This is a genomic window from Moorena sp. SIO4G3 (assembly GCF_010692305.1).
In the GTDB taxonomy this organism is placed as follows: domain Bacteria; phylum Cyanobacteriota; class Cyanobacteriia; order Cyanobacteriales; family Coleofasciculaceae; genus Moorena; species Moorena producens_A.
In genome coordinates this window covers 1-12,898 of the sequence record NZ_JAAHIG010000082.1, presented here as the reverse complement: position 1 = coordinate 12,898, position 12,898 = coordinate 1, and the positions used below count along the sequence as shown (strand labels likewise).

10 protein-coding genes are annotated in these 12,898 nt (G+C 37.8%); 8 read left to right on the top strand and 2 right to left on the bottom strand.

Annotated elements, in window-relative coordinates:
• The first annotated feature begins 282 nt into the window (after positions 1–282).
• The 7 genes from F6J99_RS16605 (at position 283) to F6J99_RS16575 (ending at position 9,152) form a co-directional block, all read left to right on the top strand.
• Positions 283–1,332, top strand: a complete 1,050-nt coding sequence (locus tag F6J99_RS16605) for an ISAs1 family transposase (protein ID WP_365973485.1) — start codon at positions 283–285, stop codon at positions 1,330–1,332.
• A 576-nt stretch (positions 1,333–1,908) separates the two neighbouring features.
• On the top strand, positions 1,909–2,040 hold the full coding sequence (locus F6J99_RS16600) for a hypothetical protein (RefSeq protein WP_293113888.1): 132 nt from the start codon (positions 1,909–1,911) through the stop codon (positions 2,038–2,040).
• A gap of 322 nt (positions 2,041–2,362) precedes the next feature.
• The gene (locus F6J99_RS16595; RefSeq protein WP_293113887.1) at positions 2,363–2,839 is read left to right on the top strand and encodes a hypothetical protein; all 477 of its coding nucleotides are present in this window, start codon (positions 2,363–2,365) and stop codon (positions 2,837–2,839) included.
• 3 nt (positions 2,840–2,842) lie between these two features.
• Positions 2,843–4,240 (top strand): ATP-binding protein, encoded by a 1,398-nt coding sequence (locus F6J99_RS16590; protein ID WP_293113886.1) that lies wholly within the window; start codon positions 2,843–2,845, stop codon positions 4,238–4,240.
• Positions 4,241–4,260: 20 nt separating this feature from the next.
• Entirely contained in the window at positions 4,261–7,215 is a 2,955-nt protein-coding gene (locus F6J99_RS16585; protein WP_293113885.1) for a hypothetical protein, read from the top strand.
• A 107-nt stretch (positions 7,216–7,322) separates the two neighbouring features.
• A complete protein-coding gene (locus F6J99_RS16580) occupies positions 7,323–7,637 on the top strand; it encodes a hypothetical protein (protein ID WP_293113884.1) in 315 nt (104 codons plus the stop codon).
• Positions 7,638–8,594: 957 nt separating this feature from the next.
• On the top strand, positions 8,595–9,152 hold the full coding sequence (locus tag F6J99_RS16575) for an ElyC/SanA/YdcF family protein (RefSeq protein WP_293113883.1): 558 nt from the start codon (positions 8,595–8,597) through the stop codon (positions 9,150–9,152).
• A gap of 15 nt (positions 9,153–9,167) precedes the next feature.
• On the opposite strand, the gene F6J99_RS16570 is transcribed toward F6J99_RS16575, so the two are convergent.
• Together F6J99_RS16570 and F6J99_RS16565 are read right to left on the bottom strand one after the other, a co-directional pair.
• Positions 9,168–9,314, bottom strand: coding sequence for a hypothetical protein (locus tag F6J99_RS16570; protein ID WP_293113882.1), 147 nt, complete (start codon positions 9,312–9,314; stop codon positions 9,168–9,170).
• A 275-nt stretch (positions 9,315–9,589) separates the two neighbouring features.
• Positions 9,590–10,981, bottom strand: a complete 1,392-nt coding sequence (locus tag F6J99_RS16565) for a proton extrusion protein PcxA (protein ID WP_293113881.1) — start codon at positions 10,979–10,981, stop codon at positions 9,590–9,592.
• Positions 10,982–11,101: 120 nt separating this feature from the next.
• Here F6J99_RS16565 and F6J99_RS16560 point away from each other — a divergent pair.
• On the top strand, positions 11,102–12,898 hold a 1,797-nt coding region (locus tag F6J99_RS16560; protein WP_293113880.1), incomplete at its 3' end, for a recombinase family protein.

Here is a 12,898-nt window from a genome sequence, read left to right as displayed (position 1 = left end):
ACTCCAATTTTCATTAATCTCGAACTATTAAATCTCCTGTTTGCGCGATGGGCACGCTACGGGAACGAGGTTTATTTTAAGCATGATAGCTGACAGCTGACGGCTGAATGCTTACAAATGATGTAATCGATTGTAAACTACTTCAATGGCGTTATCTGCCATTTGAGGAACGGTTTTTTCTCTCACTTTCTCCCAATAAACCTCCTAGGTAATGCAGGGTAAGCGCAAGAAAAATGAACTCATAATATGCTAGTGAAACCGATGTCACAATAAAGGTGTCCCATGGTGATTGGCTTCGATAAACCCACTAAATCAACTTACACCAGTAGTCCATCCTTACCACTACAGCCAGCCCTTGATGTTCAACAGGTTCAGCAGCAAATGCTCGAGCATTTTGAACATCTATCAGATCCGCTCCGGAAACAAGGAGTACTCCATCCATTTGTGAGTATTGTGATGATTGCACTGCTAGCTACCATCGGGGGCGCGACGGGGTGGGAAGATATCGAAACCTATGGGATCAGCTACCAGCATTGGTTGTCGAGGTTTTTAGCATTGCCAAACGGGATTCCCTCAGCAGATACATACCGACGAGTTTTTGAGCAAATATCTCCCAGTGCATTCGAGGGTAGTTTCAACAGTTGGTTGAGTAGTTTGGTGAGAGATTTAGGAGCACAGGTTATCCCCATTGATGGCAAACAACTCAAGAGTTCCTATGACCGCAACCAGTCAAAATCCGCTTTGCATATGGTGAGTGCTTGGGCGAGTGAGCATAGGTTGTTTCTTGGGCAAGTTAAAGTCGAAGATAAAACTAATGAAATTACAGCCATCCCAGCTTTACTAGAATTATTGGACATCTGTGGGTGCATCATTACTATTGATGCTATGGGTACTCAGCATCAGATAGCCCATAGTATTCGTGCTCTTGGTGCTGATTATGTTTTGGCTCTCAAAGGAAATCATCCCACTTTATTCGAGCAGGTAAAGCAATGGTTTGAGACTGCTGTGGATAATAACTTTGAGGGCATCGACTATAGCTATGATGTCAGGGTAGAATCAGGACACCATCGTACTGAAAAGCGCCAGGTTTGGGCGGTTTCTCTCGAACAGATAGATCAAGATTTGTACAAACAGTCCCAGTGGTCTGGATTAAAGACTATCGTGATGGTTATTCGCACCCGTCATTTGTGGAACAAGACTACCCGTGAGGTCATGTTCTACCTCACTTCTTTGCCGCCCAATGCTCAGAAGTTGGGCAAAACTATCCGACAACACTGGTCCATTGAAAACCAACTTCACGCTCGTATTAGATGTGACTTTTGGGGAGGATAGCAGCCGGATTCGTACAGGGCATGCTCCACAGAATATGGCTTTACTCAAGCGCTGGAGCATCAATCTACTCAACCCTTGAAACGAGCTATAAACGTAGTACTCGTCAAAAAGCCAAACGAGCCAGCATGGATACAAGGTATATGCTTAAGGTTTTAGAAGCCTCCATTCCCTTAAACTATAGCATATCGAACCTATAAATTTTCTTGCGTTTACCCTGCTAGGTAATGTCGCGGGCCCGGTTTTTTGAGCTTTGGTTTTGAAGCAATCATCAAATCTGAGACACCATTTTTCTTAGCTCGGGGGCATTGCATTAGGAGTCGTCTCTCGCATCAGTCGTTTTTGGACGTGAAATGTTTACCTGCCAAAGATTATACCTGAATTTTACCTTTGTAATTGTTTAAGTCCCACTAGTCAAATACAATATGGTAGCGTCCGCTTTTAGCGGCTCCTTCAGAGCATTGCAACGGTAGAAGTCGGTTTCAGCTAGAACAACCTATCCCAGGACATCTATCCGAAACAGTCTGTAGTTTAATAAACACAACAAGGTAGGGTTTATTAAGAAGTATTATCAGTTGATTGACAAGAACTACTTATTCTACTATAGCAATACAACTAAACTTACCTAGTATAGGTGCGATCGCCTTTGGTGCAGCAAAGCTAATCGTAACAGCAGAACAGCAGCACGGTTGTGAGGAAATTTTATTTTAACACTATATAGTTATTTATTTATAGCATTCCATATTTATTCGGAAAAGTATTTCCGGAATCTTGATTTATTGGTTGTAATTTACACTAGAAAGCGAGGCAACATTTTATTCAACATAAAATAAATTATGATAATTTTTGTTCCCTATTCCCTGTTCCCTTTACCATATAGGATTACGGCTGATGAAAGCTAAAGCTCACTATCTCGGATCTACGGAAGATATACCACTGAGCGAGAGAGTAGCAGATTTGGAAGCAAAAGTAGAATAATTACAGGTTTTGGTAAAAAAATAGTTTACTTCTATGGGATAGTGAGGAAGTTTCGATGAGCGATCGCGCTAGATTAAATGATTTAAAAGATATTTTAGAATTGCTCTACGAAAAACTAGGAGAGTTTGAAAAAGAGTTAATTATTAGCAGTAGCAAACCTGCTAATTTTGAACTGAAGCAGCGTATTAAGTGTGAAATTATCCCTGATATTCGTAAATACGAGACAGAATACTGGGAACTTTACCCCCAGGAAGCAATTATCATCTCTTATGAAGAAGCTGAAACTCAACTGGTTAAAGTAGAAAAAGCAGTTACTTCTCTTGAACAGATACCATCTAGTACCTATCCTTCAGAATTAATTTCCCTACTACAAGAGATTAGAGACAAGTTAGACGAAGATAAAGCAGCTTCAGCCAAGTTAAAAGTCGTTATTCCCTTAATTCCTGCTATAGCTTCTTACGAACTGGAAATGGAGACAGAGGGATTGATGTATCAGGCTTGGAAGAAACTTAAGGGAGTGGTGAGGAGATAGGGGATGTCGAGGGAAAAACTAGAAAAAGCTAAAAGTAAATGGGAAGAAAAACTTGCTTATTTTCAATATCAACTTTCCATCACTGCTAGTGCGAATCAAAAGTTTGAACTACAAGAAAGAATTAAAGAATGCGATACAAAAATTAAGGAAATAGAGACTAAGTTAACCTCAAGTAATTGGTGTAAACAACTTTATGTTACTCCTCAACATATCCAACTAACAAAAGCATTTCAAGCACTGATTGAGGATAAAACCAAAAACTTTATTGGTCGTGAATTCATTTTTGCAGCAATTAATGATTATCTCAAAGATAAAGATTTTCCATCAGGCTATATTCTCATCAAAGGTGAACCAGGTATTGGAAAGTCATCTATTATTGCTCAATTAGTTAAACAACAAGGATATGCACATCATTTTAATATTGCCCCTGCTGGTATTAATTCTTCCCGTACTTTTTTAGAGAATATTTGTAAACAGCTAATTATTAAGTACGATTTAGGCTATTCAAGCTTACCAGATAAAGCTACAGAAAATAGTCTTTTTTTGTTAGACATTTTAAGAGAAATCGCCGATCAAGAAACCCCTGTAATCATTTTAATAGATGCTTTAGACGAGGCAGAAGAAAATTCACGTTCAAATGCTAATCGTTTATATCTACCTCCAGATTTACCAGATGGAGTATTCTTTATTATCACTACTCGCACAGAAGATGACATCCACCTCAATGTCAATAACTCTAAAGACATATACTTAGAAGATGACGATCCTAGAAATCTAAATGATGTTCGTTTATACATTACAAATTATGTGAAAAATCATAAATTTTCAATGTTACCTCGGATCGAAGAGTGGGGTGTACAAGAACAACAGTTTATTGAAGCAATTACTGAAAGAAGTGAAGGTAATTTTATGTATATAGTTTATGTTTTACAAGATATCAAATATGGAAATATTAATGTTAAAACTGTTGATAGTATTCATAAATTACCTAAAGGTCTAGAAGGATACTATAAAAGACACTGGGATTATATGAAAAAACAAAATAAAGAAGAATTTGATCCATATTATAAACCAGTAGTTTGTACACTAGCTATAGTTAAAGAACCTGTTTCAGCAACTAAAATCCTTGAATGGATAAAAACATATCAAAATGAATTATCAAAAGAACTATTAAGAGATATTAAAATATCATTATCAAAAATCAAAGAAGTTATAAAAGCCTGGAAACAATTTTTAAATGAAGTTGAATCTCTAACAGGAGAGCATAAGTATCGCATTTATCATACAAGTTTTCAAGAATTTCTTAAAGAAGAAGTCGGGTTGACTGAGTTTCATGAAAATATTGCTCAAACTGCACTTAATAAAATACCAGGATTTCGCAAAAGCCAAGAATATAACTAGCTTTTTAACCTCAAAAAATCATGATGATTCCTGAAACAAATCCTTTGGCGAATTTAGATATATATGATTTAAAATACTTAGTTTATCACGTAGCTGACGCTAATTTAGTAGAAGATTTGCACGCTTTACTTACTTTAGAAACTGATAATCAAGGTCTTGCTTTGTTTGAAGCTAAAGATATTATTGGTGAAGCAGGAAGTTTTTTAACAGATCTAGCGATCGCCTGGAAAGAAGCTGAAAAAGAATTTGAAATTGGGAATAAATCACGAGCCATTAGTAGGCAATTTCGGTATGCGTTGCTAACTGCTACTTACAACAGTTTAGCTACTAATATTCCTACTGAGTTAATGCTAACTTTAGCTAAATATAAATTTTGGAGTCCAGAACAGTGTTTTAATCATATTAAACAACTAGAAGATCTACAAAGTTCAAAACAAATTAATCTTTTACTTGAATTAATTACCGAGGAGCCTGAATTACTCTCAACGTCCTTAGATTTAATCCGAAGTAATGCAAACCAATCAGATAAAATATGGGCATTTCTTAAGCTGCTGGAAATCTTTCCTGATAACTCAGAACTTTTTTCAGAAGCTTTAGAAAGTATTATAAATCATGATAAACGGCTAGAAAAAGTTAAACAAATGATTAAATTACTCCCTTATGTTCAGGACAAAAATGCCATTTTATTAGAAGCTATAGAGAGCACAATAAATATTGATAAAGAATCAGATAAAAGAGAGGCTTTGACAGAAATAACTCCTCATTTATCCCGAGATTTTATGCCTACAATTGGAGAAATTGTCATAGATATTCAAGATAAATATGAACTGGCAACAGTCTTAAAAGAAATAGGTTCTCAATTTCCAGAAATCCTCCCAGTTGCTTTGGAAGCTGCACAATGTATCCAGGATAAATCTCAGCGTGCAAGTGCATTAAAGAAACTAGCCTCTAAATTACCCACAGAACTAATACCATCTCTTTTATTGGCCGCAAATGATTTAGACAGAGCTGAAGAGATACTTGTATGGACAGAGATACCTGAGCACTTACCCGCAAATGTTTTCCCAAATTTATTATCCTTAATAGGTGCAACAAACTCTCCCTATGATAATGCACAAAGAATGGCTGTATTATCAAACTTAGCACCTCATTTGCCTGAAACATTAATGTCTCAAGCATTAGATTTTGTTGATGCCATCCCTAATGGTGTTGTTACAAGTCTATGTTTGAAGATTTTAGCTCCTTACTTACCTAAAACTCTACAGACTAGAGTGTTACAGGTAATTAATAATATTCAATTTACTTACGAAAATACAGACGTAACTAACTTAATCCAGGCTCAAGCTTTTGTCTACCTAGTTTCTTATTTTCCAGAAATTATACCTCAAGCAATGGAAAATATTTCTAAACTTGAAGACAGCTTCAAAGCTGAAAATATAACTGAAATAGCTTGCAAGTTTCAAGAAAATGAACTTTTTTTAGAATTAGCTTTAGATTCTATAGGATCAATTAATAATGAATTACAAGATAAAGCAGATTTAATAGCAAAGTTATCATCACATATACCTGATTTAATTTATAATTCAAACTTTCAAAAAATAATACTAGAAACTCTCATTGGTGCTAAAAATATTAAAACAATTAATGAACGAAATGAATTAACTAAAAAACTAGCACCTCATCTACCTAAAAATTTAGTTGCTGAAGCTTTAATCACTTCAAGAATTATTTATGAAGACCAGTTAAAGTTATTAAAATCATACATTCTGTTGACAACCTATGCTCCAGAATTAGATTCAAGGGTGTTAGCACTTGAGCGATATTTTACTTCTTTTACCCAAAGTTGGCATGGTGTTAATCCAGAGTCCGATATAAAGGAAATGCTAGGCATTTTAAGCTTTTATTTTCCTAATGATTTTTGGTTTTGGCTTAGTGCTGTATTCAAGAGTTATTCAGAGCAAGAAATGATAACGTGCTTAACAAACCTTATTCCCGTTTTATCACAAGAATGTTTGTTGCAATCTTTAAAAACTGTTATTGCTTTAGAAAATTCTCCAGAACAACAGAAATTTTTAAGGGAAATAATTCCTTTTATTCCTATCTCTCCAAACCAAAAAATTGAACTAATTCCCGCTAAAGATATTGAAGATCAAACATTTCAAGAAGTAGTTCTTTCAAAACCTACTTCTTATTCAATAAGAGTAGCTTCTGATCAATTAATCAAAAGTTGTGAATATTTAAAACTTGAAAAGTATAACAATACAAAATTCGCGACTACAAGCTTAGTTGATATCATCACATATATGTTCAGATTTTTACAATCTGAGTCAGGCATACCATTAGACATCAAACTATCTTCTAAAATTCATCTTAAAAACGAACTTCAGTTAATAGATATAATTCCCTACTGCACAGAAGAATTGATAATAGTAATTCTAAATCTCATCGAAAATGGATTAAAACTTGGTATCGCTTGGTGGGCATTAGCAGATAATCTACCTTTACATTTAATTCCCAAGGCATTAGAACTGATTCCCACTAAGGCTATTTTACCTAATATAGCATTTAATGGGTTAGCCCCACGATTAACAAAAAAATTAATGCCCCTAGGGTTAGAATCAGCTTTATCTATTAAAGATACCATTTTAAAAGCAGAATCTCTCCGTGAACTTTCCCCATATTTACCAAATAATTTAGTGTATAAAATATTAGATTTTTGTAAAGAAATAAGAGAAGAATGCCAAGACAAAAAAGCATCGTTACTAGGAGGTATATCTCCTCAATTAATTGAGCTTGACCCTGAAAATACCTATAATCATTGGCACTCAATTATTTACCCTCTATCTGCACAGCCAAGACAATATTTTCTTAGAGAAATCAATGGATTAAGCTCTCTAATTGTAAACTTAGGAGGTACTGAGGCTATTGAAGAATCTGCTAAGGTTATTGAGGATATAATAAGATGGTTTCCTTAATTGGGTAATATCAGTACTTAAACAAAAATCAAGCCTAAATAAAGCTCAAACTGGCTTTATAAGAAGCAAAAACGTCACCATTATAGAAAGTCTTCAGCTGGATAACATTGGTTGTCATAATTTTATTAATTACTGTTATCCTTCGTCGAGGTATTGGTAAAGTATTAGCCTTAACCTTAATAGCCATAGCCGCAGCCTTAGCCGGAATCGGAACCTTAGTGGCAGTCTTAACTGGAGTTACATCCTTAGCTGGAGGCTTAGCCGTAGCTGAAGTAATAACTATAGCCTTAGTCTTGGCTTTAGCTATTACCATAGCCTTGGCCTTAGCCATAGCTGGAACCTTAGCCTTAGTCATAACCATAGTCGTAACCATAGCCGTATCCTTAACCGTAACCGTAATTTTAACTGAAGCCGGATTATGAGCCGGATCCATAGTCGAAATTTTAGTCGTAGCCGTAGTTGGAACCGAAACTTTATTTTGTGCTTACCTGGGTTGGCTTACTCTAATCGGCAGCCATCTTTAACTTCTGCATGTATTGCTTAAATCAGTATAAACTAATAGAACTTGAGTATTTATACTCACTGCAAAATTGGGATGCACTCGGGAACTAGAGTTTTTGTGAAAGTGTCGTAGTATCTCGTGAGTACTGGAAGCTTAACTAAGATTAAAGACTTACTGACCAGTATAGCGCTTTTAAGCCTAATGAGGTACACCGGATTTTGGGCTTGTTCCCTCTTATCTCTTCCCTGTTCCCTAAAAACATGTACCTCACCTAATTGAAAACCGCTATAAGCTGTTCTTCATTTAAATTTTATTGTTCTGACAGCAGGGGAGCAGGGGAGCAGGGGAGCAGGGGAGAGAGTTTAACGGTTTTTTTTATAACTGAATAATACCCAATTTAAATGCGCAACAGCTTATCCCTCTTCTGTCACTTTGGGACAATCGAACGAATCTGCGTCATTTCAGCCTAGGAAAAATCAAGGTTTGACCCCAGTTTGACAGAAGAGGAATATAAACGAAGGAAGTATAAACGAAGGAAGCAAGGGGACTGAATAGAATCCTTTTTCAAAAAATCCGGACAGATGGGACTTTGATTGGTAAGTACTAGAAAAGTGAGATGCTCTAGACGTTACTAGTCATCAGTAATTCTTAGTCATCAGTGATTAGGTGACCACGGTTTTCTATACCGTGGACTATACCGTACATTAGTGACCACAAGAGACTTTATTTGTGGTTACTAATCACGAGGGACTATTGACGATCTAATTTTTCATTAAAAGTCCCAATCATGCGTTTAGTATGTAGGCGAAAACAGTGGGGTTTAACGGTTAAAGGATGGTTTGTGAATATTTTTTTGATTATTACGTGTAGTCTCTTTATGTTAACTCATATCCACCCATTTTTATCGATTAATTCTCCCATTAACGCTGATGCTTTAGTAGTAGAAGGATGGCTACCGGACTATGCCTTAAAAGGTGCCATGGAAGAATTTGATCGGGGTAATTATCAAAAATTAATCACCACTGGCCTTCCTCTGCGTAAAGGATATTATCTGTCACAGTATAAAAGCTATGCTGAATTGACTGCGGCAACGTTTATCGCACTGGGTTTTGAGCCAGATAAATTAGTTGCTGTTCCAGCACCAGATGTTACTGTCAATCGTACCTTAGCATCGGTTCAGGCGTTACGGGAGTGGCTATTAACGTCTGATGAATCAATAAAATCTATTAATCTTTATTCGTTTGATGTTCATACTCGCAGAAGTTGGATGCTATTTAAGCAAGTTCTTGGTCCTGAGATTAAAGTTGGAGCAATAGCCGCTAATTCCCTTGACTATGAACCAAAACAGTGGTGGGTTTCTAGTCAAGGAGTGCGGTCAATCATGTCTGAAACAATCGCTTATCTCTATGCTCAAGTTGTAAGTTGGAAAGTTTGAAGATTGCCAAAATTGCTATATTTGAATTGGGTGAGGGAGTAGGGAGTAGGGAGTAGGGAATAGGGAATAGGGAACAGGGAACAGGGAATAGGGAGCAGGGAACAGGGAACATAAACATGTCTTAACCTTTAGTTTTACGGCTATATTCTTATGGTTATTCAATACTTTTTATACTAAAGTTCCAGTTAAAAAAAACATAAAGCTGACTGTACAAGCGATACAGAGGTGCGACCCGTGGCGAATTTAATTACGGGTCAAGCGCACCTAAGCGGTCTTGGGGTAAACCCCCACTCGTTATTGCATCAAGGCAGGAAAATTATGCTCTTCAAGTAACAAAATTTTCGGAATACGGCTTCTTACCACTATTCCCTGTTCCCTGTTCCCTGTTCCCTCTTACAGACTGTTTATTTAACCTAAAAAGTAGGGTAGATCCATTATTATTCATTCATGGTGCGATAGGTAGCTACTGCTGAAGGAGATATCCGATTCAGATAGCGGAAAATCCAATATTTTATCACCGAATCTAAGATAACTGGAAATGTGGCAATAAACAAAAATATAAACTCTCGACTTTCTGGTATTCCTAAATGTCGGGATAGGGCTTCTAGGATTACTTCCCAACCGTGAGGAGAGTGGAATCCTACAAACATATCGGTAAACAAAATAATTATAAAGGCTTTGGCACTATCACTAAGTCCATAGATAATATCATCCATAAAAGATTTTAAAATAATTACATCTCTCTTGCTGTTCATGATAACTAAGGCAAAAGCAAGTAGAGCTATAATGTCAGCGAAAATATTTTTAATGGCATTGGACCCTTGATTATGATAGTCTTCTGCCAGTTCGTTAGCTTTATGCTTAATCTCTTCTTCCATCTCCTCCTCAGATAGTTTAGGAGTAAACCCTAGTAAGCTTCTAAAGTGGAGTTCTTCTTCAAATTTTTTTAACTCTACCAGAGCTTCTTCTTCCATCTCATAATTTAAAAAAATAGCTGATTCCTGGCTACTTCTAAAGTGATCAACTATGGGACTAACTAGAAACGTTTTAGAAATTTGCTGAGTTAAAATAGGAACAATAGTTAAAATTAGGATAAATTTAATAGAGATTACGGTTTTACGTTGAGATCGACGAAAGGTTTTGACAACTTTATCTTCAGCTCGTGGATCGAGTTCCTGCTGAATTCTTTTGACTGTTCCTACGATTGACCTAGGTAATACACCGGTTTTATCGGTTATTTTCTTGGAGTTAGATCCTTGATTGTTTGGAGATGAATTGTTGTCTGATTCCAAATAAGCAGCTTCTCGAAGATTGGAATTTTGCTTGATAACCTGTCTTGGACTGGAGTTAGTAATCTGATTATCTGCCTTTTGGTTTATAGGAATCAATGCTGCGGTGTTTTTTTCGGGTTTTGGTGGAGCATACTTGTTGATGATTTCATCAATAAAATTTAATTTTTCAATAATTATTGACTGCTGGTCGCTGAGGTCGATTGACTCAGATAACCGAGAATTATCCCTAGCTTGTTGTTGACTAGTTTCGATAGAATTAGATCCGGTTAATTCAGAATTTATTATTACAGAACGACTGGTTTTAAATTCTAATAGTCTAACGTTTATAGTCTTTATATATTTATTGATTTCTCCTTCAAAATAGGCAATTACGCTGTTACTATATTGACTGGTATCGGCGGAGATTTTTTGACCTCCAAAATATTCATCTTCAATCGCTTTAATTTTTAGTGCCGCTTTGTATGCCTGATCTAAGGCTCTCTCTGGTGTATCGAAGAACCATTGTCTAGCTGTGCGTAAGATAGTTTGAAGATTCATTCAATTCTTTAGGTTCATACTCTGAACATCTCAGGGGTGCGCTCTTGCACCTAATTATTCCTAGAACTCTTACATCCTAGTTCATGTGGTATGATAACAAATTACCTAAAGAAAAATTTCGTGGTTCAAAATTCACTGTGGATCATTGGCTCAACTCGCACTGGCAAAACAACTCGCCTTGTGAGTCAGTTTTACCAATGGGTTGAAGGAGGACTGGATTGGTCAAACCCAAAGTCGAGTTCAAGATATCAACGAACCCCCTCAAAAGCCCCAGGAATTTTAGTGTTTGCTGCTAATGACGATAATCGGCGTCAGTTGGCAGATCGGCTCACAGAGGTAATCCGGGGACGGTATCCAGTACTTTCCAAGACACCTTTAGGTTTTTTCCAAGATGAGGTCATGCTATTTTGGCCCTTGTTAATTGGGCGATTGGACCTCAAGGCACAGTTTCCGTTGCGATTGCGTCCTGAGACTGAACAGGATTTAGCCACCCAGCACTGGCGTACTGAGCTGGATAATGATCTACTACAACTGCCAGGGGGGAATGATTACACTAGAGTGCGCCGCCTCCTGGACTTGTTACAATTAGCAGCAGTGAGTGGGATACCTGTTGAAGACATTCCCCACATATTAACTGAAGGAATACCAGAGGAGGAAGGAAACCCGGAACTTTGGTCAACGGTGGGAAAGCTGTTGCTAGAGTGGCGAAGCTGGTGTCTAGAAAGGGGATTCTTAACCTACGGGATTATTGCTGAACTGTATTGGCGGTATTTGTTGCCAGACCCCACTTATCAGCAGTATTTGCAGCAGCGGTATCAGGCAGTGCTGGCGGATGATGTGGATGACTATCCTGCGATCGCTCGGGATTTATTTGAGACTCTACTCAATCAAGGGGCTGTGGGAGCTTTTAGCTTTAATCCTAATGGACAGGTACGCTTGGGTCTTAATGCTGACCCGAATTATCTAGCGGATTTGGCATCCCGTTGCCTGGTGGAAATCTTACCGGATTTATCTATTGATGCAATGCCCGTTGAATTGGCAAACACAGTAGTGGAATTAATTACTAATTCCATGTTTATTGAGGGTCTACCTGAGTCTATCCAATCGATTCAAACCACCTCCCGCGCTCAACTGTTGCAGCAAACGGCTGGGGTGATTAGTCAAGCTGTCAAGTCTGGGCAAGTGCAGCCTGGTGAAATAGCAATCATTGCTCCAGGTCTAGATGCGATCGCACGCTACACCTTAACGGAAATCCTGACTAACTTTGGCATTGCTGTAGAACCCCTCAACGACCAGCGCCCATTAATTAGCTCACCGATGATTCAGGGATTACTAACTCTACTAGCGCTAGTTTATCCTGGCTTGGGACGGTTAGTGAATCGAGATGCGATCGCACAAATGCTGGTAGTACTCAGTAGCCAACCACAAGTACAGGAGTTGAAGGTTGAAAGTTCAAATCTGCAACCGGCAACCCTAATTGATCCTGTCCGTGCTGGTTTATTAGCGGATCACTGCTATGCTCCTGATCCTGAGCAACCTCGCCTATTACCAGTGGAGTCGTTTCCTCGCTGGGATAGGTTAGGGCATCAGGCAACAACTGCCTACTCAGAGATTTTCCAATGGTTAGAACTACAGCGGGAGCAACAACAACAGGGTCTGATTCCTTCTTGCTTGGTAGTTTTCGACCGCGCCATTCAGAAATTTTTGTGGCATGGCTCTAATCTCGCCTATGAACAGCTAGCAGCACTGCGGGAACTGATGGAAACTGCTCAACACTACTGGGAAGTGAATGGACGCCTGGGAAAAGAGTTGAAGGTGAATGATTCGAGCCAAACGAACCAACAACCATCTAACCGTCAGCGTTCCACCCAAACTATCGCCCAATTCATTCTGATGCTACGTCGTGGCACCGTTACA